Source organism: Actinoplanes derwentensis (assembly GCF_900104725.1).
GTDB classification, from domain to species: Bacteria; Actinomycetota; Actinomycetes; order Mycobacteriales; family Micromonosporaceae; genus Actinoplanes; species Actinoplanes derwentensis.
The window spans coordinates 1,667,914-1,690,442 of record NZ_LT629758.1; the positions used below are offsets into that span (position 1 = coordinate 1,667,914).

A 22,529-nucleotide genomic window follows, 5' to 3' on the forward strand; every position below is an offset into this window, starting at 1 on the left:
GGTGGGCGGTGTCGGACATGGGTGCTCCTCTTGTTCGTGGAGGGCATCACCATGCCTCGGGCGCCCGGAAACAACCAGGGTGCGGTACTCCCTGGAAGATCCGTCAGGCGGTCGCGTGCGCTGCGGGACGTACCGCCTCGTCGCTCTTGGCAGTCGGTCGGCGACCGCGCACGCCGCTGACCAGGACCAGAACGACTCCGAGTACGAGCCAGGCGGACAGGACGACGATGGAGTGGGTGGTGCCGCGGCCGTCGAAGTAGGCGGTGGAGCGCAGTAGTTGCCCGCCTGCTCCGGGCGGAAGCAGCTGGCCGAGGGCGCCGGCCCAGCCGGGCAGCATCTCCGGGGCGCTGGCGGTGCCGGACAGCAGGGTGCCGACGTCCACCTCGGCCGCGGCGGCGATCCCGCGGATGGTGGCGCGCTCGTAGCCGAGTTCGGCGAACAGGCGCCGGGCGGTCTCCAGGATCCGCCGCCGGGTGCGTTCACCCTTGCGTTCACCGTGCGACGGCTCCCCGTCGGCGGCCGGTGCCGGAGTGGCGGCCTGGGTCATCGTGCACCTCCGGTACGTCGGCGTCCGACCGTACAATCAGCGATCCTCGGCATCGGTTCGGTGCGGCCGTTCCCTGTCCAGGCGGGTGGAACCACCGGCACGGTTCGGCGGTTGGAACAGGCCGGTCTTGTACGCCGCTCGCCGTCGGTCTCCGGCGAGCGGGTCACCATCGTCGGACCGGCCGCCGCCAGGCTCGCCCTGCGGCACGAGGCCGTGAGCATCATTTTTGAGATCCTTGACACAAACGTCATGGGCTCGTAACGTAAATGACCACGAAGGTGAAACGTTTCAAAAATGCGATTGCAATTCTTGGGAGTCCATATGCGCTTCGACCGCAAGTTCGCCGGTGCTCTGGCGATCACCACGGCGACGGCCCTCGTCCTCACCGGCTGTACCAAGAAGAACGAGACGGATACTGCCGCGTCGGGTGATGCGGGGAGTAAGACGTACAAGGTGGCGTTCGTTCCGAAGTTGCAGGGGGTGCCCTACTTCGAGGCGATGAACGCCGGTGGTGAACAAGCGGCTGCGGCGTTGGGGAATGTGCAGTGGCTGTATCAGGGGCCGACGCAGGCGGATGCGGCGGCGCAGGCCGACATCGTGCGGTCCTACATTCAGCAGAAGGTCGACGCGCTGATCGTGGCCCCGAACGACCCCGATTCGATGGCGCCGTTGTTGCAGCAGGCCAAGGATGCCGGGATTCATGTGGCGACCGCGGACACCGACGCGCCGTCGAGTGTGCGGGAGGTGTTCGTCAACCAGGCCACCGCCGAGGGCATCGGCCAGGGCCTGACCGACAGTCTGTTGACCGCGATGGGCGGTAAGGGCAAGTACGCGATCGTGTCGTGCGGGCAGACCGCGGAGAACCTGAACTCCTGGATCGAGGTGCAGAAGGCGTACACGAAGGAGAAGTACCCGGACGCGCAGATCGTGGACATCGTGTATGCCGGTGAGGATCAGGCCAAGGCCACGCAGATGGCCACCGACCTGATGAACGCCCACCCCGATTTGACCGGTCTGGTCGGCGAGTGCACCTCCAGCGCGCCGGGGGTGGCGCAGGCGGTCAAGGACGCCGGGAAGATCGGCAAGGTGTTCACCGTGGGTCTGGGCACGCCGCAGGCGATGAAGCCGTACCTGACCGACAAGTCGTCGACCGCCGCGATCCTGTGGGACGTGGAGAACCTGGGCTTCCTGACCGCGTGGGCCGGCGCTCAGATCGCTCAGGGCAAGACCCCGGAGGCCACCAACAACGTCTCGGCCGACCTGCCCGCGGTCACCTACGACAGCACCTCCAAGATGCTGCTCCTCGGCCCGGCCCTGGCGATCACCGCCGAGAACGTCGACCAGTTCAACTACTGACCGGCCCAGCCGCAGACAGCACGAGGCCCGGGACGGGCGACCCCGTCCCGGGCCTCGTTATGCTTCACCCGGCGTCGGCCACAGCGGTGAGTCCTGAGGTCACCCCGCGGGCCGGGCGCGACGACAAGAGAACACGCTGAGGAGTGGCTTGGTGCGCACGACTGTGCAGGATGTCGCGCGTGCGGCCGGGGTGTCGGTGTCGACGGTGTCGCGGGCGCTCACCGGCGGAGCGGTCAGCCCGTCGACCCGGGAGGCCGTCGTTGCCGTGGCACACCGGCTCGGCTATCGACCCAATCGGGCGGCTCGGGGACTCATCACCGGGCGTACCGGCAATCTGGGTTTGATCGTCCCTGACCTGCGCAATCCCTTCTTCGCTGATGTCGCCAAGGGGGTCACCGCGCGGGCCCGGGCGGTCGACTGCGGTGTCTTCATCAGCGACACCGACGAGGATCCGGTCGCCGAGTTGGAGGCCGTCGCCACGTTGCGGCACAACACCGACGGCATCCTGCTCTGCTCGCCGCGGTCCTCCGATGCGCAGATCCTGGCCGCCGCCGACCCGCAGAACACGGTTCTGCTGCACCGGCGGGTGCCGGGCATGACCTCGGTGGTCGCCGACGTCGCCGACGGCATCCGGCAGGCCGTCCAGCATCTGCGGGCGCTCGGGCACCGGCGGATCGCGTTCGTCTCCGGGCCGGAGGATTCGTGGGCGTCCCGGCAGCGGCTCGCCGGACTCGCCGCATTCGGCGCCGACCGTGAGCTGGAGATCCTGCCGGTCGGCACGGTGGCGCCGACCTTCGACGGCGGGGTGCTCGCCGGCGACCTGGTGCTCGCCAGCCCGGCGACCGCGGTTCTGGCCTACAACGACCTGGTCGCGATGGGTCTGCTGCACCGGCTCGCGGCTCGTGGCGCGGTGGTGCCGGACCGGATGAGCGTGGTCGGTTACGACGACATCAGCCTCGCCGGGATGAGTCATCCGCCGCTGACAAGCGTTTCCGTCCCCAAGGATCGGGCCGGGGCGATCGGTCTCGACCTGCTGCTCGGCCGGGCCGGCACGGTCACCGCCGCACACGGCGCCGAGGTCATCCTGCCGACCGCCCTCGTAGTACGCAGCTCGTCCGGCCCTCTGGCTCAGGCCTGACCTCAGGTGACCGCGCCCAGTTGCCACGGGACGAACTCGTCGCGGCCCAGGTCCAGGTCCTCGCTGGCGGTGAGTTCGCCGGAGGCCACGGCCAGGATCGCCTCGAAGATCTGCTCGCCGGACTCGGTCAGCGAAACGGTTCCGGCGACGATGCCGCCGGTGTCGATGTCCATGTCCTCGCGCATGCGCTGGTAGATCTCCGAGTTCGTCGCCACCTTCAGCACCGGCGCCGGTTTGCCGCCCAGCACCGAACCCCGGCCGGTGGTGAAGACGACGACGGTGGCACCCCCGGCGACCAGGCCGGTCACCGAAACCGGGTCGTACCCCGGCGTGTCCATGAAGGTGAACCCGGTATCGGTGATGGGTTCGGCGTACTCGTAGACGGCGGTCATCGGAGCGGAACCGCCCTTCGCCACCGCACCCAGGGACTTCTCCAGGATCGTGGTCAGGCCACCCGCCTTGTTGCCGGGGGAGGGATTGTTGTCGAGCGTGCCGCCGCCCGCCGAGACGTAGGTGTGCCACCACGCGATCCGGTCGAGCAGCCGCTGCCCCACCTCCTTGCTGACCGCGCGCCGGGTGAGCAGGTGCTCGGCGCCGAACACCTCGGGTGTCTCGGCGAGCACGGTGGTCGCGCCCTGCGCCACCAGGAGGTCGGAGGCGTGACCGAGGGCCGGGTTGGCGGTGATGCCCGAATAGCCGTCGGAGCCACCGCAGTTCAGGCCCACGACCAGGGACGACGCGGGCACGGTCTCGCGGCGGCGTTCATTCAGACGATCCAGGAGGGTGCGAATGACGGTCGTGCCGGCGCGCACGGTCGCTCGTACGCCGCCGGTGTCTTGAATGGTCAGTCTCTCGACGATCGTGTCCGAGGCCTCGGGGAGCCCGGCCAGCACCGTGTCCACCCCGATCATCTCGCAGCCCAGTCCCAGGACCAGCAGGCCGCCGATGTTCGGGTGGTTCGCGTAACCGCGCAGCGTACGCAGCAGGATCCGGCCGCCCTCGCTGGCCGGGACCAGGCCGCAGCCTGAGTCGTGGGCGAGCGCGACCACGCCGTCCACGTGCGGGTACGCCGCCATGACCGGGCCGCGGAACTGGTCGGCGATCATCCGGGCGGTGGAGGCCGAACAGTTGACCGAGGTGACGATGCCGACGAAGTTGCGGGTGCCGACCCGGCCGTCGGCACGGCGGTAACCCTGAAAGGTGCGCGTCTCGGTGGCCGGTTCCACAGGTTTGACGCCGGTGCCGAACTCGTACTCGTGATCGACGGCGGCCATGCCCAGGTTGTGGGCGTGCACGTGCTCGCCGGCCCGCACGCCGACGGTGGTGCTGCCGATGACCTGGCCGTACTTGTGGACCGGCGCGCCGATGGCCAGGTCGCGCAGCGCGATCTTGTGGCCGCGCGGAACGGCGGTCCGCACGGTCAGCTCCCGGCCGTCGTGGCGCAGCGTGTCGCCGGCCGGCAGTTCCCGGGTCGCCACGGCGACGTCGTCGTTTTCGCGCAGCAGCAGTGCCACCTCGCGCAGGTCCAGGTGCGGCATGAGCAGTCCTTGACGATTTGCGGGAACGTTTGCACCACCATCCTGACACGCCCGGCATCGATGGGAAACCCGCCGTGAACACTTGACGGCCGTCGAGTCGGATGAAAGCCTCGGAATGCGCTTTCCTGCAGGTGGAAAAGAGTTTCGATCTCGATCGAGAGAGGACTTCCGGTCAGGAATGAATCGATTCACGCAGGACCGAGGGAAACCCGGATCGTCGACTCGATCGCCAGCCCTGACGTCGGCCCGGTCGCACTCCCACACGTCGGCCCGATCGTTCGCTCGTCGCCGCGCGGCGATCGTCGGGACCGGGGCGATCGCGGGCGCTCATGCTGAAGCGTTGCGGGCCCACCGCGACCGCGTCGAGATCGTCGCCGTGCAGGACCTCGCCGTCGACCGGGCCGAAGCCTTCGCCGAGACGTGGCAGATCCCCGCCGTCCACGCCTCGATCGACGAGTTGCTGGCCACCGGGATCGACCTGGTCCACCTCTGCACCCCGCCCGCCACCCACCTGCCGATCGCCTTGCAATGCCTCAAAGCCGGAGTGAACGTCCTGGTCGAGAAGCCGCCCACCCTCTCCCTCGCCGAACTCGACCAACTCGCTGAAGCCGCCGCCGACTCCGGGGCACACTTGGCCACCGTCTTCCAGCACCGGTTCGGCTCCGGCGCCGCCCACCTGAGAGCCCTCATCGAGACCGGAACCCTCGGCCGGCCGTTGCTCGCCACCTGCCACACGCTGTGGTTCCGGGACGACGCCTACTTCCAGGTGCCATGGCGCGGCCGGTGGTCTACCGAAGGCGGCGGCCCGACGATGGGCCACGGCATCCACCAGTTCGACCTGCTGCTGTCGGTACTCGGCGGCTGGGAACGGATCACCGCCGTCGCCGCCCGCCGCAGCCGTCCGGTCGAGACCGAGGACGTGTCGATGGCCCTCGTCGAGTTCACCGACGGCACGGTCGCCTCAGTCGTCAACTCGGTGATCTCACCCCGCCAGACGTCATCGCTGCGTTTCGACTTCGAACGAGCCACCGTCGAACTCGACCACCTGTACGGGTACACCGACGCCGACTGGACCCTGACCCCCGCCCCCGGCCACGAGTCGATCACCTGGTCGCCGCCTCCCACGCCCGCGGCTTCACCTGGGTCTGTCGCCTTCCTCGCCAGGAGTGGGCATGCCGATCAGCTCGCGGTCCTGCTCGACGCACTCGACGCCGGTGCCGAACCACCGGTGAGTATCGGCGACACCCGCCGGACCATGGAGTTCGTGGCGGCGCTCTACGCCTCCGCGGCCACCGGGCAGCAGGTCAGGCGAGGCGAGATCACCGACGGTCATCCCTTCTACCGCGCCATGAACGGAGACCGATGGACCTTCGCGTAGACCACCGGTTGGACGATTCGGTCACCGTGTCCGCGGGAGACGTGCCCATCGCCGAGTACGTCTACCGCCCGGACACCGTGCAACGGGAATCCCCGAAGCCCTACCTGCACCCACTGCGCACGCTTGCCGGAGACGAGGTGTCCCTGTTCCGCCCGCACGATCACGTCTGGCACAAGGGAATCGCCTGGTCGTTGCCGCACGTGGGGGAGCACAACTTCTGGGGTGGCCCGACGTATGTACACGGCAGCTCCTATGTACAGAAGCCGAACAACGGCAGCGCCACCCACCGGCGTCTCGTCAACATTGATGCGGCAACGTTGACACACGAACTTGACTGGACTGCACAGGGCGGCGAGCCCGTCCTCACCGAGGAACGGACCCTCACCTTCGCGGTGATCGACGACATCAGCTGGGTGCTCACTTTCGACACGGCGATGACCAACGTCTCCGGGGCCGTTCTGGCTTTCGGATCCCCGACCACAAAGGGCCGGGAGAACGCAGGTTACGGCGGCCTGTTCTGGCGCGGCCCGCGCTCGTTCTCCGACGGCCTGCTGCAGTCCTCGTCGACAACGGGCGGTGACGAGTTGCGCGGCACCCGGGCCGAATGGTTCGCGTTCCGCGGCCGTCACGACGGCACCGGCCGGGCGTCGACCGTGCTCATCGTGGACGACACGGCCAACCCCCGTCACCCGCCGCAGTGGTTCGCCCGTACCGAGCAATTCGCCTGTCTCAACCCCGCCCCCTTCTTCAGCGAGGAACTGGACCTGGCCGACCAGGAGACCGTGCGCTTCCGCTACGCCGTCGTGATCACCACCGGTGACCACGGCGAACCCGGCACCGCCGCCCTGGCCACCCACGGCCGAAAGGCGCTGGCATGACCCAGTTCCCCGGCGGGACGTCGGTCACCCGGCTTCAGGTCTATACCGATGGCGGCGGCACCCCGCATCTGCACACCGTCTCCACCGAGGCATATGTGGTGATCGGCGGCAAAGGCACGCTGCAGACCCTCGACATGTCCGGCTTCCGGGAGACACCGCTCGAAGCGGGCAGCACCGTGTGGTTCACCCCCGGCGTGATCCACCGGGCGATCAGCGACGGTGACCTGCAAGTCGTCGTGGTGATGTCGAACGCGGGGCTGCCCGAGGCCGGCGACGCCGTGATGACTTTCCCCGCCGACGTGGTCGCCGACCCGGTCCGTTATCAAGAGGCGATCACCCTCGGTGACGATCCTGCCGAGCCGGTACGGCGGCGCCGGGACCTGGCCGTCGAGGGATTCCTCTGCCTGGTCGACGACCCCGGCGCGCTCGCCGGCTTCTACCGGGACGCCGCCGCCCTGGTCCGGCCACGCATCGAAAAGTGGCGCCGGATCTGGTCACACACCGCCGAGGCGCAGACCCGTCGTACCGCCGCCATGCTCGACGCCCTCGACCGCGGCGACTTCCAGCACCTGCACGAGGCCACGTTGCAGGCCGCCGACCCGGACCCGGCCCCCAGCTGGGGCATGTGCGGGCACCTCCGCCCACTCCACGCCCTTCCCGCCCCATCGTCCTCGGTCACCCCGCGGCCCGCCGTGACGGCACCGCTTTCCGTGACGGCGCCGTCGTCAGCCGCCCCGGAGCCTTCCGTCACCTCGCCGCTTCCCGTCGCCTCGCCGCCTCCTGCTACCGCGCCATCGCCCGTCAGCCCGCCCAACAACGTTCCGTGAAGGGAGCCCCATGACCCGCCGTTACGGCATTGTCGGGCTTGGTCACCGTGCACAGCTCTACGTCGACGCGCTCGCCGGAGACTGGAGCGACACCGGCACGATCGTCGCGCTCTGTGATACCAACCGCACCAGGATGGCCTACTACAACACCGGATTGCGGTTGTACGACCCCGCAGAGTTCCCGGACATGCTCTCGACCATCGACGCCCTGATCGTGACCACGGTCGACGCCACCCACGCCGGCTACGTGTGCGCCGCTTTGGAAGCCGGTGTCGACGTGATCGTGGAGAAGCCGCTGACCACCGATGAGGAGGGGTGCGCCCGGATCGCCGCGGCCGCCGCCCGTAGTTCGGCCCGGCTGATCGTGACGTTCAACTACCGCTACTCGCCGCGTAACTCCGCGGTGCGCGAGGTGCTCGCCTCCGGCCGGATCGGGCAGGTCACCGCCGTGCACTTCGAGTGGCTGCTGGACACCATCCACGGCGCCGACTACTTCCGGCGCTGGCACCGCGAGCGGGAGAACTCCGGCGGACTGCTCGTACACAAGTCGACACACCACTTCGACCTGGTCAACTGGTGGCTCGGCAGCAGCCCGGCGATGGTGTTCGCGCAGGCTGGGCTGCGGTTCTACGGGCCGGATGGCGCCGGGGTGGGCGGTGGGCCGTTCGGGCTCGACCTCAATGTTGATCCACGGTTGAAGGCGCTCTATCTGGACGCTCAACATGAGGACGGGTACATCCGTAATCAAGATGTATTCGGCGACGGTATCAACATTGACGACACCATGTCGGTGCTGGTCCGGTACGCGAATCAGGCGGTGCTGACCTACTCGCTGACAGCCTACGCACCGCGCGAGGGCTATCGGGTCGCGTTCACCGGCACGCGCGGGCGTCTCGAACTCGAAGTGTCGGAGCGGGCGTGGTGCTCGACGGAAGCCGCCATCGACCCGACCGCGGGCAAGAGCGAGGAGGAGACGTACGAACGGCTGACCGTCCAGGAGCATTGGAAACCGGTCGAGGAGATCGTCATCAAGCAGGGCTCGGGCGGTCACGGCGGCGGCGACGCGCTGCTGCTCGACGACGTGTTCCGCGGTCCCGGCGACGACCCGCTCGTCCGGCAGGCAGGTTGGCGCGACGGCATCCGCAGCGTCCTGACCGGAGTAGCGGCGGACCGATCAGCCCGCTCAGGCCAGCCGGTCCAGTTCCTCGCCGACGGCCTCGCCCTGAAACCCGCCCCCTGACACCGAACCGCCTCTAGGCCGACCCAGCCTTCGCATCGGCCGGACAACCGGACACCGGGGCATCAGGACACCCGGTCGCCCTGCCCCGGCCTGTCTCCGGGCGGTTTCCTTCGGATGGGCTCGGCTCTGGAACGGGTGAATGCGGATCGGGGGGAGTGGCGGTGCTTGCCAACCGGCCGTGGCATCCTTAGCTTCGTGCAAATGAAAATCGCTTTCACTGGCAAGGGTGGCAGTGGGAAGAGCACGATGGCCGCGCTGTTCGTGCAACACCTGCGGACGGCCGGTCATCGGGTCCTCGCCGTCGATGCCGACGTCAACGTGCACCTCGCCCCGTTGCTCGGGGTCACCGCCGACGCCGGCACCGCCCTGTCCCACCCCGACAACGCGCGGCGTGTCCGTACCCACCTGCTCGGCACCAACCCGCGCGTCGGCGGCGTCGAGCGCTTCGTCGCCACCACCCCGCCCGGCCCCGGTTCCCACCTGATCACCCTGGACACGGGCGACCCCGTGCTCGCCGGGCACGCGGTCGTCCTCGACCCGCGTACCCATGTCATGCACGTCGGCACGTACGAGCCCAAGGACATCGGGGCCGGCTGCTACCACGGGCATCTCGCCATCCTGGAGAACCTGCTCTCGCACCTGGATCCGGCCGATGACGGGTGGGTGGTCTGCGACATGGTCGCCGGAACCGACGCGTTCGCGAACTCGCTGCACGCCCAGTTCGACGTGATCATCGTGGTCGCCGAGCCGACGCCGGAGTCCGTCTCGGTGGCCCGCCGGTACCGCGAACTGGCCGCGGCGGCCGGGGTCGCCGACGCGGTCGCGATCGTCGGCAACAAAGTCGCCGACGAGGCCGACCTCGAATATCTCGAGCGTGAGTTGGGCGTACCACCGATCGCGGTCCTAGGTCTGCAGACCGGTCTGCGCCGGGCCCGTCAGGCCGGCGTCCCACCGCGCCCCGACGACCTCGACGACGCCTCCGCGCTGTCCGCGATCGCCGCCCACGCCGCCGTCGGCTCCCTGCCGCCGGCCCAGCGGGAAGCCTTGATGCGCACCCTCCACCTGAGGCTGGCCGGCAAGGGCTGGGTCCGCGCCGCCCACGGCGACGTCACCACCCAGCTCGCCCCGGTCCCCGCAACTCCGTAGCAACCCTGCTCCCGGCAGCGGCCGCCGAGCCCGCCGCTGCCGGGTCTGCCTTTCGGTCGATGGGTGGTGCGATGCGGGCCGTCCCATTCCTTGACTGGCGTGTCACCCACCGCGCATGAGCCCGGCCCCGAGCAGATGAAGGTGCGGATCGCACCCGGCACTGACCCGCGGCCGGGTTCGGGGTTGCGCCGTGTCGGGCGCTTGAACCGTGCCTCGCGTCCGGCCGTCCTCGGGCACAGGCGTTAGCATGTGCCGCGATCTTTGTTGCGGCTCGAGCCGCGATTTCTGGCGGCTGAGACGAGGCGACATGAAGTGGTTCCGGTTCGGATCGAATAAGCACGAGGGCGAGAGCGACGCCGGACGGCAGCAGGAGATCTACCGCGAACTGCAGCAGCGCTTCCCCCAGGCGCCGGGCGGCACCGCGCCGGCCCCGGGCGTCTACGGCCAGCCTGCTGGAGGTGCCGCGGGCGTCTACGGCCAGCCTGCTGGAGGTGCCGCGGGCGTCTACGGTCAGCCGGCTGGTGGTGCGGCTCCCGGCGTCTACGGCCAGCCCGCCGGTGCCGTTTACGGGCAGACCCCGGGTGTCTACGGCCAAGCCCAAGGCGGCAACGGTCAAGGCGTCAGCCAGGGCAACGGCCAGACCCTCGGTGGGTACGCCGCTCAGGCCACCGAGGCCGCCCGGCTGCTCGAGGGCGACGACGGCATCGCGGTCGCGTCGGTGATACTGCACGAATATGCCGACGCCGTTCACGCGGCCCTGGCCGGGCAGGGTTTCGAGGTGGACCGCCGGCACTACCGGTGGACGTGGGAGGGCGCCGGCCCCCGGCTCCGTTCCCCGCTGCTGGCCGGACCGCTGGGCGCCTTCCACCCGTTCATCCAGGTGGCCGCGTCGGTGACGGTCGTCAGCGCCAAGGCCAAGCAGACGGTGAAGGTGGTGGCCGCCGCCCCGCTTCTGGAGCACCTCTTCGAGATCCTCGACCTGGTGACGTCCGGCTGGGAGTACGGCGGTGTCCGGGCCGACACCGACCAGGCCACCCTGGCCGCCTCGTTGATCTTCGCGGCCAAGGAGGTCCGGGACGCCATGTCCGACGAGCCGCCCCTGCCGAACCCGATCCGCGAACAGATGCGCCGCAACAACACCGTCGACATCTGGGACCCCACCGGCACCCGGGTGGTGAGCGGCTTCAACCCGGGCCGCTCGATGCGCGAGTCCCTGCTCGCCTGACCATCGGGTGCTGCTCCGGCTCGCAGAGGGAGGAATTCCACGAACCGGAGCAGGCCCGATCAGCGCCGTATCTCAGAGGCGACGTACCTCAGAGGCGCCGAACATGAGAGGCGCCGAACGTCAGAGGGGACCTGGACGGCGGCGCCCAGCGCGTTCGGGGATCACGCGCTTTCCGAGGGCGTAGCGGTAGGGGACGGACTCTCGGTGGGCGACGGGCTCGCCGTCGGCGAGGGTGACGGGGAAGCGGTCGGCGGCGGACCGGACGGCGGCGGTCCACCGGGCCCTCCGGGACCACCCGGGCCGCCACCACTGTCGTCGCCGCCGACCACGGTGTCCGACAGATCCAGGCCGACCGCGAACCGGGCCGCATAACCGCCCCGGACACGCCGCGGGTTCAACAGCATCTGCTCCCCGGCGGCGAGGTAGATGAAGTCGGTGGCGTTGGTGGTGTCAGGGGTGCCTTTCGCCGCGTACGGGTCGGTGGCCAGGAACGTCGTGTTGAACTCGTCGGCGAAGAAGAACTGGGACGTGAACTCGTACGGGTTGCCGTCGGTGCCCGTCGTCCGGATCTTGACGTGGAAGTGGACGGTCCGGCCCTGGTACCAGCCGGGCAGCACGGTGATGAACCTGAGCCGGCCGCAGTCGTCACTGACCTGGTAACCGCGCAGGAACGTGTGCCCGACCGAGTCGTTGGCGGCCTGGTCGGAGTAGACCCCGTACGCGTCGCAGTGCCAGAGGTCGACGAGTGCTCCCGGCAGGGCGGTGCAGCCGGCGGTGGAGATCTGGAGAACGTCGATGTCGAGGACGAAACGGGTGCCGTCGGAGACGGTGCCGTCGTAGGTGTCGATGCGGATGTCGGAGCGGTTGAGACCTTCGTCGACGTAGTAGGGGCCTTCTGTCATCTCCGGTTTCGCCACACAGTCGACGGTCAGCGGAGCAACGGTGGAGCGGGGTTCGCCCGCGGCCTGGGCGGCAGTGCCGGCCAGGGCCAGTCCGGCGCCGGTGAGTCCGAGCGCGGCGAGTGCCTGTCGCCGGCTCAAGACCCGGCCGACCAGTTCGTCGTCGGTATCCAAGGGATCCTCCTCGTGGGATGGGACCCGCCGAACGCTAGGAATAGATGCTCATAAATACCTCAAGGAAGTCTGTGTCAGGCCTGTGGAAAAGCCGTACCGGCCATCAGATCGGCGAAGGCGGCAGCCGCGTACGGCGACTCGAACAGCCGGTCCAGCCGGGCCCGGGCCAGTCGTCGCCGGAACGCGTCGGACTCGGCACCCGCGTCGTGCACCATCTCCGCGAACCAGCGCGAGAACTCCTGGTAATCCCAGGTCCGCCGCAGGCAGGCCGCCGAATAGGCGGCCAGCCCCGCGTCGTCGCCGTGCAGTGCGGAAGCCGTGATCGCCCGCGCCAGCAGGTAGGCGTCGGTGATCGCCAGGTTCATCCCCTTGGCGCCCATCGGGGTCAGGATGTGCGCCGCGTCGCCGGCCAGGAACAGCCGTCCCCACGCCATCGGCTCGGCCACGAAACTGCGCATCTCCACCACCTCACGACCGGTGATCGGCCCCTCGGGCAGCGCGTCGTCACCCAGCCGCAGCCGCAACCGGCTCCAGGTGTGCTCGTCGGGCCACTGCCGCGGGTCGTCGCCCGGCTGGTACTGCAGGTAGAAACGACTGGCCTGCGGACCCCGGGCGAACTGCGCGGCGAACCCGTGCCGGCTGACGGCCATCAACGGGTAACGCGGCGGCGGAGAGTCGGCGAGGACCGTGTACCACCCGATGCCGTGGTCGAACGAGTAGGTGGTCAGCTCCTCGGCCGGGATGCTGGCCCGGCTCACCCCGTGAAAACCGTCGCACCCGGCGACGTACGAGCAGGTCAGCTCGTGGGTGGTGCCGTCGGCGTCGCGGTAGGTGACGTGCGGCCGGTCGCCGTCGAGGTCGTGCGGGGTCACGTCACGGGCCTCGAACCGCAGGTCACCGCCGCCGTCGAGATAGCTGCCGATCAGGCGCTGCACCAGCAGCTGTTGCGGGACCAGGCGGCTGGGCCGGCCACCGGCCAGCGCGGGCACGTCGAGCAGTCGGGGCACCCCGTCGGTGCGGATCTCCAGTAACGTCTCGACCGGCCCGGATCCGGTGACCTGGTCACCGAGGCCGAACTCCGCGAAGATCTCCCCGGCCCGGTGGTCGATCACCCCGGCGCGTTGACGGCCTTCGACGTAGGCCCGGTCCCGCATCTCCAGCACGACACAGCCGACGCCGCCACGCTGCAGAAAGTTCGCCAGCGACAGCCCGGCCGGCCCGGCCCCGATGATCACGACAGTGGTGTCCAGCGACATGACGCCCTCAAATCCACATAGGATGATCGATCCTACGACAGGCGCAGCCTCTTGTCGGCCACCCCGATCCGGATGCGCTGCCCCCAGGAGAGTTCGAGGGCGTCGGACTCCAGACCGTCGGCGAAGACCACCAGACGCTCGGACTCGCTTGTCAGCTCCAGCTCGGCACCGGCACTGAGCAGTCCCGACGTCTTGGTGACGCCGGTCGCGGGGGAGGGCCACGCCTCCCGGACGAACCAGCACAGCGCCGGATCGCCCGGACCCGGCAGCGGCGGGCCGGCGGGCCGTTCCCGGGCGATCGACGCGCACCAGCCGGTCGCCCCGGTGCCGGAGCCGACGATCAGGCCGGACGACGACTGCCGTTCCCGGGCGCCGTCGGGGGTGCCGAGCACGTACCGCGCCGACTGGTGCCCGGCGTGGCCGACATAGACCTCGTTCAGCCCGAACAGCTCCTGGCCGTCGTCGAGCCGGGCCACCACCATGGTCCGCTCCTGGGCCGGCTGCTGGCCGGACCGCAACCGGGCCGCCAGGTCACCGGCCCGATGCCGGGCGAGCACCCCCGGATTGCGGCCCGGCTCCGGGTCGACACCGATCACCGGTTGACCGTCCAGGTACTTCGCGACGTTCGCCACCAGGCCGTCCTGGCCGACGGCGACCACGATGTCCTCGGGAGCGAACAGGAAGCGCGGCAGGTCGGCGCGGTCGACGTGCCCGCGCCGCCAGTCGGCCGGGACGGCCGCACCCACCTCGGTGAGCGCGGACCGCAGGGCCTCGTGCCGGGCCGTGACCTCGTCGAGGTCCCGGCCCCGCTGGCGCAGGAAGTAGGCGGCCGCGCCCATCGTGCCGTGCCGGGCGAGCAGCTCGTCCAGCTCACTGCGCCGCGACACGATCACGATCCGCGGGGCCAGGGTGCTCACTGGCCGAGCCGCCCGACCAGCTTGGTCAGCACGTCGGGGGTGATCGTCAGCTCGTTGATCTGGGGGAGCTGACCGGCCAGTTCCTTGAGCGCCAGGGCCTGCAGGACGGCCGGCGGCAGGTCCTGGTAGGCGGCCAGGCGCGCGGCTTCGGCCTCCGCCTCGGCCAGGCCGACGATCCGGGCGCCGGTCGCGCGGGCCTCGTCACGGACCCGGGTCGCCTCGGACTCGGTGATCGCGGTGCGCCGGGATCGCTCGGCGGCCGCGATGCTGGCGACCTCCTTACGGTCGACCTCGGCTTTCGCCGCGACCAGCTGCGTCTCGGCGTCCAGTTCGGCCTCGCGGCGGGTGTTGGCGCCGTGCTGTTCGACCAGCTCCTGCTGCCGGCGGGCCAGTTCGATCTTGCTCTGCAGCTCGGTCTCGGCGATCTGGCGCTCCTGCTCCACGGCGTGGGCCCGGCGGGCGTACGTCGCCTTGTCCGCGTCCTGTTGCACCTGCTCACGGGTCGGGGTCTGCAGGGCCCGCTCCAGGTCGGGCTCCGGGCGGATCGCGACCACCCGGGCACTGACCACCGACACCCCGGTCTCGCTGAGCCGGGGGTCACCGGCGAGGGCGTCGGCGACCGACTGCCGCACCGGCGCGATGCCGGTGGTCAGTGCCTCGGCGAGCGGCAGGCGGGCGAGCACGTCGAGGGCCGGCTGCTGGGCCAGCTCGGCGAGCAGGGTGGCCACCTGGTCGAGGGGCTGGCCGCGCCACTTGCCCTTGTAGGGGTCGATGGAGAAGTCGAGGCGGCCCGCGGCGGCGGCCGGGTCGCTGAACCGGTAGGTCACGGTGGCCTGCACGGTCACGTCGGCGAAGTCCTCGGTGCGGGCGTGGAAGAGCAGCGGCAGCTCGCGGTCGTCGACCGGCACCTCGCTGAGCACGGCGGTCAGCGGCCGGTACCAGAACGACAGGCCCTTGCCCGAGCGCTTCTCCTTGCCTTTCACGGTGTGGCTGACCCAGCTGGTCGGAGCGCCACGCAGGTGCCGCAGGTGGAAACGGCGCGTCACGTCAGCCATCTCGAAGATCCCTTCGTTTGTCGTCGAGATGACGATAATCCCGTCAGGCTATTATCGTCAACATGACGCGAACTGAGTTCTCCGTCACGGTGGACCTGGTGCTGCTGACCATCCGGCAAGCCGCGCTCCAGGTCATGCTCGTCCGCCGTGGCATCCCGCCCCATCAGGACCGATGGGCGCTACCCGGCGGATTCGTTCTCGGCGACGAGGACCTGGGTGACGCCGCCGCCCGTGAACTGCGCGAGGAGACCGGCCTCGACCCGCGCGACGGCCACTTCGAGCAGCTCGCCACCTATGGGCGGCCGGGCCGGGACCCGCGCGGCCGGGTCGTCACGGTGGCCTACCTGGCACTGTTGCCGGACCTGCCGACGCCGGTGGCCGGCAGTGACGCGGCCGGTGCGGCCTGGCGCCCGGTCGACGAGGTTCGCGGGGAGCTGGCCTTCGACCACGATCAGATCCTCGCCGACGGTGTCGAGCGCGCCCGGTCCAAGCTGGAGTACACGCCGCTGGCCACCGCGTTCTGCCCGCCCGAGTTCACCGTGGCCGACCTGCGGGCCGTCTACGAGACGGTGTGGCGCACCCGGCTCGACCCGCGCAACTTCCACCGCAAGGTGACGAGCGCCGACGGTTTCGTGGAGTCGGCCGGCGGCACCGTGATCCGGGATCGGGGGCGGCCCGCCCAGCTCTTCCGCCGAGGACCGGCCACTACGTTGCACCCGCCGCTACTGCGGGAACCTAGTAGACCGGCAGAGTGATCGCGGTCGCGGCCCGGTGGATGGGCTCGATCACCTTGGCCATCAGGCGCTCCTTGCCGGGCAGCCGGGCCATCAGGCCGAGCATCAGCATCGACATCCGGACCTGCGTGCGGGTGCCCATCACCATGCGCTTGATGTTGGCCGGGCCCAGTTCCTGGTTGCGCAAGGCGAACGGGCGCATTCGTTCCTCGTACGATCGGAAAGCGGTCTCGAAATCGCCGGAGGCGGCGGCCAGCTCGCCGGCCAGGAGGTAACCGCCGACCAGGGCCAGACTGGTGCCCTGCCCGGAAGCCGGTGACGCGCAGTGGGCGGCGTCGCCGAGCAGTACCACCCGCCCGGCCGACCACCGGTCCATGTGCACCTGGGCGATCGTGTCGGCGTAGAAGTCGGGGGTGTCGTCGAGACCGTCCAGCAGGCGCGGAACCTCCCAGCCCTCAGTCGCGTAGGCCTCGCGCAGCGCCTGTCGGGAGAGGGCGGCGTCGCCGGCGAACAGGAACATCGCCTTGAGGGTGGCGTCGTGGGTCGTGCTGTAGACGAGCGCGGTCCGCCCGGGGCCGATGTAGGTCAGCTCCTCGCGGTCCAGTCCCAGGTGGTTGGGCGCACTGTAGATCGCGATGCGGTAACCGAGGTCGCGCACGAACTGCTCCTCGGGGCCGAACGCCAGCGCACGGGTCGCCGAATGCACGCCGTCGGCGCCGACCACCACGTCGAACTCCTCGGTGCCGCCACTGGCGAAGGTCACCCGGGTGTCGTCGATCGCGACGATCGAGTCACCGAACCGGTGGTCGACCGTGGTGGCGGTGAGGTCGAACAGCATCCGGAGCAGGTCGCCGCGCAGCACCTCGGCGTCGTCGTGGACGCGGCCGCCGAACGTGTCGGCGTCCATCGAAGCGACCCGTTTGCCGGTGGTGTCGACCACCGAGCCGCTGCGGACCCCGGTGCGCAGCCGGCGCAACTCGTCGAGTATTCCCATCGAGCGGACCACGTCGAGGGCGGCGCCCCGGATGTCGACCTTGTAGCCGCCGTCCCGGATGCCCGGCGCCTTCTCGACGACGGTCGGGGTGATGCCGTGCCTGGTCAGCTGGTGGGCGAGGGTGAGGCCGGCGACACCGGCGCCGGAGATCAGAACCTTCATGCCACGACCATACGGCCGTATAAGACGTTTGTGCAATACATACGTGCAATACGTATGTGCGAGACGACTGTCTCAGACGGCGTGTAGGGTGAAAGCATGGGAAACCGGGAACTTCTGCTCGACGCCGCCAAGCGATGCCTGTACGACAAGGGCTACACCCGCACCACCGCCCGTGACGTGGCGACCGCCGCCGGGGTCAGCCTCGCCGCGATCGGCTACCACTACGGGACGAAGGAGGCACTGCTCGACGCCGCGCTCCGGCAGGCCCTCGAGGAGTGGGGCGACGATCTGATCCGGGTGCTCAGCGACGAGCACGACGAAACGGCCGTCCCTGCGGATCGATTCGCGGCCGCCTGGGACAAGGTGATCGCGTCGTTCACCCGGACCGCGCCACTGTGGGCGGTGCAGTTCGAGATCATCGCGTCCATCGACCGCGCACCGGAGATGCGCTCGGCCTTCGCCGAGGCCAACAGCCACGCGCGGCTGGCCCTGGTGGAACTCTTCAAGCTCACGGTCCCGGCGGAGCGGCAGGAGGCGGCCGGCACGCTGTTGCAAGCCGTGCTCGGCGGCCTGGCCGCGCAGTGGCTGGTCGATCCAGACAGCGCCCCCACCGGAGAAGAGCTGGTGGAGGCGCTGCGGTCGATCTCGGAAAGCCTTACGACACCAGCGGCTTGAGGGCTGCGCCGACCTGGGAGACAAAACCGGGGCGGTGGCCGTTGCGGGCCAGGTTGATGGTGATGCCGTCGATGCCGGCGCCCAGCACCTTCTCGTGCAGCTGCTCGGCGACCTGGTCGGGGGTGCCGAGGAAGGTGCGGTTGCGCCGGTCCTCCGGGATGGCCTGGGCCAGCTCCTTGACCTCCTGCTCGTCCTCGCCGACCAGGCCCATCACCAGGCAGCTGGTGGCCAGGGTCGCCGGGTCCCGGCCGATCTCCTCGCAGCGCTGGCGCAGCACGGTGACCTTGTGGGCCAGCACGTCGTTGTCGGCGATGATGTTCATGTGGTCGGCGAAGCGGGCGGCCAGGCGGAACGTCTTCTGCTCGCCACTACCGCCCAGCATGATCGGGATGTTCGGCCGGACCCGCGGGTTGTTCATCGCGCCCCGTGCGGTGTACCACTTGCCGTCCAGGGTGCCTGGCTCACCCTTCAGCATCGGCGCGATGATCTGCAGCGCCTCGTCGAGACGCTCGAAGCGCTGCCCGAAGGTGCCGAACTCGAACCCGTAGTCGTTGTGCTCGCGCTCGAACCAGCCCGCGCCGATGCCGAGGATCGCGCGGCCGTGCGAGACCACGTCGAGTGTGGTGACGGTCTTCGCGAGCAGGGCCGGATTTCGGTACGTGTTACCGGTGACCAGCGTCGACAGCTGAATCGTGGACGTGGCGGTGGCCAGTGCCCCGAGGGTCGTGTAGGCCTCCAGCATGGCGTTCTCCGGCGCACCGATGCCGGGCAGTTGGTAGAAGTGGTCCATTACCAACACGGTGTCGAAGCCGGACGCCTCGGCCTCCTTGGCCTGGGCGACGACGGAGTCGAACAGCGTCTCGACCGGACCCGGGTAGGTGAAGTTCGGGATTTGGTAACCGAGCTTGATGGTCACAGTGTCTCCGATGGCTTCGATGTAAGAGGGCTATCACTTGCTAATGTAAGAGCCTACTCACATGGAGGCAAGCGTGTCGTCGAATCGGGCCTATCACCACGGTGACCTGCGCGCCGCGCTGATCACGGCCAGTTTCGAGGTTCTCGCCGAGTGCGGGCTCCAGAAATTCTCGGTCGCCGCGGTGGCCCGTCGGCTGAACGTCAGTTCCGCCGCGCCCTACCGGCACTTCCCCGACCGCGACCACCTGCTCGCCGCCGTCTCGGCCGTCGCCGCCCGCGACCTGAACAGCACGATCCTCGCCGCCGCAGCCACCGTCGGCCCCGACCCGGGCGACCGTCTCGCCGCCGCGGCCGGCGCCTATGTGCACCACGTGGCCCGCTCCGGAGCCGGCCTCCCGGTCATCTACGCCGCCGGGCTGTCCCGGATCACCGTCGACGGCCGCCAGGAGCACACCCGCACCCTGATGGCCACCCTGATGGACCTGGCCGCCGGCACCGGCGCCGGCACCCACCGCGAGGAGCTTCTGCTGGTCGAGGCCACCATCGCGGTCGCGCACGGGTACATCGCCCTGTTCGACGACGGCTTCTTCACCCGCGGCCATCACACCACCGACGACATCGCCGCCCGCGCGATCGAGGCCGCCCGTGCGCTGACCCCGTCACGGTGCCCGTGACCCGCGCAGATTCTCCTGCTCGACAAGCGCGTCCCGGTCGGCCAGCCGGCGCAGGCCCTGCAACGGCCGGTTCATCCGATGGTTGCCGGTCAGCCGGGGCTCGTTGCGGGCCAGGAAACTCCAATATCCGGCGGTGTACGGGCAGGCCGAGTCACCCACCCGCGACCGTGGGTCGTACCGGCACCCGCCGCAATAGTCGCTCATCCGGTGAAGGTAGGCGCCCCCGGCCGCGTACGGTTTCGTACTCATCCGCCCGCCATCGGCGAACTGACTCATCCCGATGACGTTCGCCGTCATCACCCACTCGTAACCGTCGACGAAGTTGCGATGGAACCAGTCGGCTACCGCCGCCGGCCGCCACCCCCGCTGCATCGCATAGTTGCCCAGCACCATCAGCCGGGGAATGTGATGCACCCAGCCCCGATCGCGGACTCCGGCCAGCACATCGGACAGGCAGCGCGCCTGTACCGCGTCGGCGTCCAGGGTGGCGAACCATTTCGGGATCCGTCCTCCGGCCCCCAGCTCGTTCGCCGACCGGTAGCGGGGCTCGAAATACCAGTACAGATGCCACACGAAGTCGCGCCACCCGAGGACCTGCCGGATGAACCCTTCGGCACTGGCCAGCGGCACCGCCCCGGCCCGGTAGGCGTCCTCGGCAGCCGCGATCACCTCCAGCGGATCGAGCAGACCGAGATTGATCGCCGGACTGAGCGCGCTGTGCGCCATCCACGGGTCCCCGGCCAGCATCGCGTCCTCGTGCGGGCCGAACCGCGGCAGCCGGTGCGCCACGAAATGCCGCAGCCGGTCCACAGCCTCCCGCCGGGTGACCGGAAACAGGCGGGGCCCGTCGTTACCGGCGAACTCGATCCCCTCGTCATATTGCCAACGGTCCAGCTCCGCCCGTACCGAATGATCGATGTGGTCTTCGGTGATCGTCGGAGGTGACGCCACGTCAAGCCGGGTGACACCGCGCGGGGGAGGCTCACGGTTGTCGGCGTCCAGGTTCCAGCGGCCCCCGGCCGGCTCGGCACCGTCCATCAGCACACCGTGCCGCTGCCGGGCGAAGCGGTAGAAGTCCTCCATCCGTAGGTGATCACGCCCGCGCGCCCACGCCGTGAAGTCCTGCGGCGCGGTGACGAAACCGCGCGGCGGCAGCATCTCGACGTCCGGCATCCGCCGGACCAGGTCGCGGGCCGCCCGGGAGGTCGGATGACACACGGTGACCGGCTCGCCGACCCCGTCGCGGTACGTGTTCGCGCGCACCAACCGCACGTCACCCTCCTCGGCGCGGTGGCGCAGCGCCGACAGGATCAGGTGCGCCTTCTGCCGATGGAACACCCGGCGCCGGAACACCGCCTTCGACTCCACCAGCAGCACCGGCTGACCGGGCTCGTCCAGGAAGTGCGGCCCGAGTTGATCGGCGAACAGCCAGCGACGCCTCATCCGGTCATAGTCCCGCAAGACGGGCAGAAGAGCGGTCCGGCACACCCTTCAGGATCGCGTTTTCCCAGCCGACTGTGTGAGTCCGGCGGCTACACCGCCGTGGCGAGCGGGGAGTGACGACGTGCAAGCAGTTACCGGGGGCGTGGACCAGGTGGCCTGGCAGCCTGAAGACGCCGACATCGCGGTCGTGGAACGGATGTTGAACCTGGTGCGCGCCCATCTCGGGATGGACGTGGCCTGGGCTTCGACGCTGACGGCGGACGAACAGACCATCTACGCGGCGACCGGCGACGTGGAGACGATGGGCGTACCGATCGGCCGGGGTCTCGACCTGCGGGACTCGTACTGCGCCCGGGTCCTGGCCGGGGTCATACCGCCGGTCATCACCGACGCCCGGACCCATCCGATCGCCCGTGAACTGCCCCCTACCATGGACTATGGCATCGGCTCCTATGCCGGAGTGCCGTGGCGCGGGCCGGACGGCGCGGTCGCGGGCATGGTGTGCGGCGTCAGCCGCCAGCCGGACCCGTCACTCGGCGAGCAGTCGCTGAGATACATGGCCCTGATCGCCGACGTGATCAGCGACCACATGGGCAGCCCGATCGTCCGGCAACGGCACGCGACCGCGGCCATCCGTCACACCGTGCAGGCGGTCCTCGACGCCCAGTCCGTCCGGATGGTGTTCCAGCCGATCATGCGGATGACGGACCAGGACATGATCGGGTACGAGGCCCTCGCCCGTTTCGACCCGACCGTCTTCACCGGCCCCGACAAGGCGTTCGCCGCCGCCGCCCGGTGCGGACTCGGCATCCCGCTGGAACTGCTGGCGCTGCGCCAGGCCCTGTGGCGTCTGCCGGACCTGCCGCCGGACGGCTGGCTCGCGGTCAACCTGTCCGCGGAGGCCCTGCTCGACCCGCACGTCCGCGACATCCTGCTGCTGCACGCCGAACACCGGCTGGTCGTCGAGGTCACCGAACACACCCAGGTCACCGACTACGCACCGCTCACCGGTGCCCTGCAACGACTGCGGCAGGCCGGCATCCGCCTCAGCGTCGACGACGCCGGAGCCGGGTACGCCAGCCTTCAGCACATCCTGAAACTGCGCCCCGACCTGATCAAACTCGACATCAGCCTGGTCCGGGACATCGACACCGACCCGGTCAAGATCGCGCTGGCCCGCTCACTGGCCGGGTTCGCCGACCAGATCGGCGCCGAACTGGTCGCCGAGGGCATCGAGACCGCCGCCGAACAGGACTGCCTCACCGAACTCGGCGTCACCTACGGCCAGGGCTATCACCTCGGCCGGCCCGCCGAGCTGTGCTGACCGCCTTTCCGGGGGCACAGCGCATAGATTCTCC

General features: G+C 69.7%; 22 protein-coding genes. 13 read left to right on the forward strand and 9 right to left on the reverse strand.

The genetic code is table 11. From position 1 onward, the window contains the following. Positions 1-103: 103 nt before the first annotated feature. Positions 104-547: a TetR/AcrR family transcriptional regulator gene (locus tag BLU81_RS50340; protein WP_092542864.1), complete on the reverse strand. Its 444-nt coding sequence runs from the start codon at positions 545-547 to the stop codon at positions 104-106. 111 nt (positions 548-658) lie between these two features. On the opposite strand from BLU81_RS50340, the gene BLU81_RS07540 reads away from it, so the two are divergent. The 3 genes from BLU81_RS07540 (at position 659) to BLU81_RS07550 (ending at position 3,041) form a co-directional block, all read left to right on the forward strand. Further along, entirely contained in the window at positions 659-808 is a 150-nt protein-coding gene (locus BLU81_RS07540; RefSeq protein WP_157751378.1) for a hypothetical protein, read from the forward strand. Between the two features lie 60 nt (positions 809-868). Next, the gene (locus BLU81_RS07545) at positions 869-1,903 is read left to right on the forward strand and encodes an autoinducer 2 ABC transporter substrate-binding protein (RefSeq protein WP_092542868.1); all 1,035 of its coding nucleotides are present in this window, start codon (positions 869-871) and stop codon (positions 1,901-1,903) included. Between the two features lie 151 nt (positions 1,904-2,054). Next, the gene (locus BLU81_RS07550; RefSeq protein WP_092542870.1) at positions 2,055-3,041 is read left to right on the forward strand and encodes a LacI family DNA-binding transcriptional regulator; all 987 of its coding nucleotides are present in this window, start codon (positions 2,055-2,057) and stop codon (positions 3,039-3,041) included. 2 nt (positions 3,042-3,043) lie between these two features. On the opposite strand, the gene BLU81_RS07555 is transcribed toward BLU81_RS07550, so the two are convergent. Next, a complete protein-coding gene (locus BLU81_RS07555; protein ID WP_092542872.1) occupies positions 3,044-4,579 on the reverse strand; it encodes a UxaA family hydrolase in 1,536 nt (511 codons plus the stop codon). 178 nt (positions 4,580-4,757) lie between these two features. Between BLU81_RS07555 and BLU81_RS07560 the strand changes: the two genes are divergently transcribed. From BLU81_RS07560 to BLU81_RS07585, 6 genes are all read left to right on the forward strand, one after another. After that, positions 4,758-5,957: a Gfo/Idh/MocA family protein gene (locus BLU81_RS07560; RefSeq protein WP_092542874.1), complete on the forward strand. Its 1,200-nt coding sequence runs from the start codon at positions 4,758-4,760 to the stop codon at positions 5,955-5,957. Then, on the forward strand, positions 5,942-6,835 hold the full coding sequence (locus BLU81_RS07565; protein WP_092542876.1) for a DUF6807 domain-containing protein: 894 nt from the start codon (positions 5,942-5,944) through the stop codon (positions 6,833-6,835). The genes BLU81_RS07560 and BLU81_RS07565 overlap by 16 nt, the downstream gene beginning before the upstream one ends. Next, the gene (locus BLU81_RS07570; RefSeq protein ID WP_092542878.1) at positions 6,832-7,662 is read left to right on the forward strand and encodes a cupin domain-containing protein; all 831 of its coding nucleotides are present in this window, start codon (positions 6,832-6,834) and stop codon (positions 7,660-7,662) included. Before BLU81_RS07565 ends, BLU81_RS07570 begins: the two co-directional genes overlap by 4 nt. Positions 7,663-7,672: 10 nt before the next feature. Further along, on the forward strand, positions 7,673-8,902 hold the full coding sequence (locus BLU81_RS07575) for a Gfo/Idh/MocA family protein (RefSeq protein ID WP_092542880.1): 1,230 nt from the start codon (positions 7,673-7,675) through the stop codon (positions 8,900-8,902). Positions 8,903-9,103: 201 nt separating this feature from the next. Beyond that, the gene (locus tag BLU81_RS07580; RefSeq protein WP_092542882.1) at positions 9,104-10,048 is read left to right on the forward strand and encodes a nucleotide-binding protein; all 945 of its coding nucleotides are present in this window, start codon (positions 9,104-9,106) and stop codon (positions 10,046-10,048) included. Between the two features lie 307 nt (positions 10,049-10,355). Beyond that, complete coding sequence (locus BLU81_RS07585; RefSeq protein ID WP_092542884.1) at positions 10,356-11,273, forward strand: hypothetical protein; 918 nt, start codon at positions 10,356-10,358, stop codon at positions 11,271-11,273. A gap of 161 nt (positions 11,274-11,434) precedes the next feature. Here BLU81_RS07585 and BLU81_RS07590 read toward each other — a convergent pair whose 3' ends face one another. The 4 genes from BLU81_RS07590 to BLU81_RS07605 all read right to left on the reverse strand — a co-directional run bounded on the left by BLU81_RS07590 (position 11,435) and on the right by BLU81_RS07605 (position 15,574). Continuing rightward, complete coding sequence (locus BLU81_RS07590; protein WP_092542885.1) at positions 11,435-12,346, reverse strand: dioxygenase family protein; 912 nt, start codon at positions 12,344-12,346, stop codon at positions 11,435-11,437. 74 nt (positions 12,347-12,420) lie between these two features. After that, positions 12,421-13,602: a 4-hydroxybenzoate 3-monooxygenase gene (locus tag BLU81_RS07595; RefSeq protein ID WP_172890507.1), complete on the reverse strand. Its 1,182-nt coding sequence runs from the start codon at positions 13,600-13,602 to the stop codon at positions 12,421-12,423. A 32-nt stretch (positions 13,603-13,634) separates the two neighbouring features. After that, entirely contained in the window at positions 13,635-14,519 is an 885-nt protein-coding gene (locus BLU81_RS07600; RefSeq protein WP_092542886.1) for an NAD(+)/NADH kinase, read from the reverse strand. After that, on the reverse strand, positions 14,516-15,574 hold the full coding sequence (locus tag BLU81_RS07605) for an SPFH domain-containing protein (RefSeq protein WP_092542888.1): 1,059 nt from the start codon (positions 15,572-15,574) through the stop codon (positions 14,516-14,518). The genes BLU81_RS07600 and BLU81_RS07605 overlap by 4 nt, the downstream gene beginning before the upstream one ends. A 62-nt stretch (positions 15,575-15,636) precedes the next feature. Between BLU81_RS07605 and BLU81_RS07610 the strand changes: the two genes are divergently transcribed. Next, positions 15,637-16,329: an NUDIX hydrolase gene (locus BLU81_RS07610; RefSeq protein WP_092542890.1), complete on the forward strand. Its 693-nt coding sequence runs from the start codon at positions 15,637-15,639 to the stop codon at positions 16,327-16,329. Here BLU81_RS07610 and BLU81_RS07615 read toward each other — a convergent pair. Then, complete coding sequence (locus BLU81_RS07615; RefSeq protein WP_092542891.1) at positions 16,310-17,464, reverse strand: FAD-dependent monooxygenase; 1,155 nt, start codon at positions 17,462-17,464, stop codon at positions 16,310-16,312. The genes BLU81_RS07610 and BLU81_RS07615 overlap by 20 nt on opposite strands. Before the next feature lie 96 nt (positions 17,465-17,560). Between BLU81_RS07615 and BLU81_RS07620 the strand changes: the two genes are divergently transcribed. Further along, positions 17,561-18,139: a TetR/AcrR family transcriptional regulator gene (locus BLU81_RS07620; protein ID WP_092542893.1), complete on the forward strand. Its 579-nt coding sequence runs from the start codon at positions 17,561-17,563 to the stop codon at positions 18,137-18,139. Here BLU81_RS07620 and BLU81_RS07625 read toward each other — a convergent pair. Next, entirely contained in the window at positions 18,120-19,055 is a 936-nt protein-coding gene (locus BLU81_RS07625; protein ID WP_092542895.1) for an LLM class F420-dependent oxidoreductase, read from the reverse strand. The two genes, BLU81_RS07620 and BLU81_RS07625, sit on opposite strands and share 20 nt — an antisense overlap. 73 nt (positions 19,056-19,128) lie before the next feature. On the opposite strand from BLU81_RS07625, the gene BLU81_RS07630 reads away from it, so the two are divergent. Continuing rightward, on the forward strand, positions 19,129-19,728 hold the full coding sequence (locus tag BLU81_RS07630; protein WP_092556742.1) for a TetR/AcrR family transcriptional regulator: 600 nt from the start codon (positions 19,129-19,131) through the stop codon (positions 19,726-19,728). Here BLU81_RS07630 and BLU81_RS07635 read toward each other — a convergent pair. Continuing rightward, positions 19,714-21,171, reverse strand: coding sequence for a cryptochrome/photolyase family protein (locus BLU81_RS07635; protein ID WP_092556744.1), 1,458 nt, complete (start codon positions 21,169-21,171; stop codon positions 19,714-19,716). The genes BLU81_RS07630 and BLU81_RS07635 overlap by 15 nt on opposite strands. A 121-nt stretch (positions 21,172-21,292) precedes the next feature. Here BLU81_RS07635 and BLU81_RS07640 point away from each other — a divergent pair, with 121 nt between their 5' ends. Next, a complete protein-coding gene (locus BLU81_RS07640; RefSeq protein ID WP_231954287.1) occupies positions 21,293-22,495 on the forward strand; it encodes an EAL domain-containing protein in 1,203 nt (400 codons plus the stop codon). Positions 22,496-22,529 lie beyond the last annotated feature (34 nt).

Excerpts from the sequence above, each read along its gene's own strand:
- BLU81_RS50340 (WP_092542864.1), bottom strand. The coding sequence starts at position 547 with ATGACCCAGGCCGCCACTCCGGCACCGGCCGCCGACGGGGAGCCGTCG.
- BLU81_RS07545 (WP_092542868.1), top strand. The coding sequence starts at position 869 with ATGCGCTTCGACCGCAAGTTCGCCGGTGCTCTGGCGATCACCACGGCG.
- BLU81_RS07555 (WP_092542872.1), bottom strand. The coding sequence starts at position 4,579 with ATGCCGCACCTGGACCTGCGCGAGGTGGCACTGCTGCTGCGCGAAAAC.
- BLU81_RS07560 (WP_092542874.1), top strand. The coding sequence starts at position 4,758 with ATGAATCGATTCACGCAGGACCGAGGGAAACCCGGATCGTCGACTCGA.
- BLU81_RS07565 (WP_092542876.1), top strand. The coding sequence starts at position 5,942 with ATGGACCTTCGCGTAGACCACCGGTTGGACGATTCGGTCACCGTGTCC.
- BLU81_RS07570 (WP_092542878.1), top strand. The coding sequence starts at position 6,832 with ATGACCCAGTTCCCCGGCGGGACGTCGGTCACCCGGCTTCAGGTCTAT.
- BLU81_RS07575 (WP_092542880.1), top strand. The coding sequence starts at position 7,673 with ATGACCCGCCGTTACGGCATTGTCGGGCTTGGTCACCGTGCACAGCTC.
- BLU81_RS07580 (WP_092542882.1), top strand. The coding sequence starts at position 9,104 with ATGAAAATCGCTTTCACTGGCAAGGGTGGCAGTGGGAAGAGCACGATG.
- BLU81_RS07585 (WP_092542884.1), top strand. The coding sequence starts at position 10,356 with ATGAAGTGGTTCCGGTTCGGATCGAATAAGCACGAGGGCGAGAGCGAC.
- BLU81_RS07595 (WP_172890507.1), bottom strand. The coding sequence starts at position 13,602 with ATGTCGCTGGACACCACTGTCGTGATCATCGGGGCCGGGCCGGCCGGG.
- BLU81_RS07605 (WP_092542888.1), bottom strand. The coding sequence starts at position 15,574 with ATGGCTGACGTGACGCGCCGTTTCCACCTGCGGCACCTGCGTGGCGCT.
- BLU81_RS07610 (WP_092542890.1), top strand. The coding sequence starts at position 15,637 with ATGACGCGAACTGAGTTCTCCGTCACGGTGGACCTGGTGCTGCTGACC.
- BLU81_RS07615 (WP_092542891.1), bottom strand. The coding sequence starts at position 17,464 with ATGAAGGTTCTGATCTCCGGCGCCGGTGTCGCCGGCCTCACCCTCGCC.
- BLU81_RS07620 (WP_092542893.1), top strand. The coding sequence starts at position 17,561 with ATGGGAAACCGGGAACTTCTGCTCGACGCCGCCAAGCGATGCCTGTAC.
- BLU81_RS07635 (WP_092556744.1), bottom strand. The coding sequence starts at position 21,171 with ATGAGGCGTCGCTGGCTGTTCGCCGATCAACTCGGGCCGCACTTCCTG.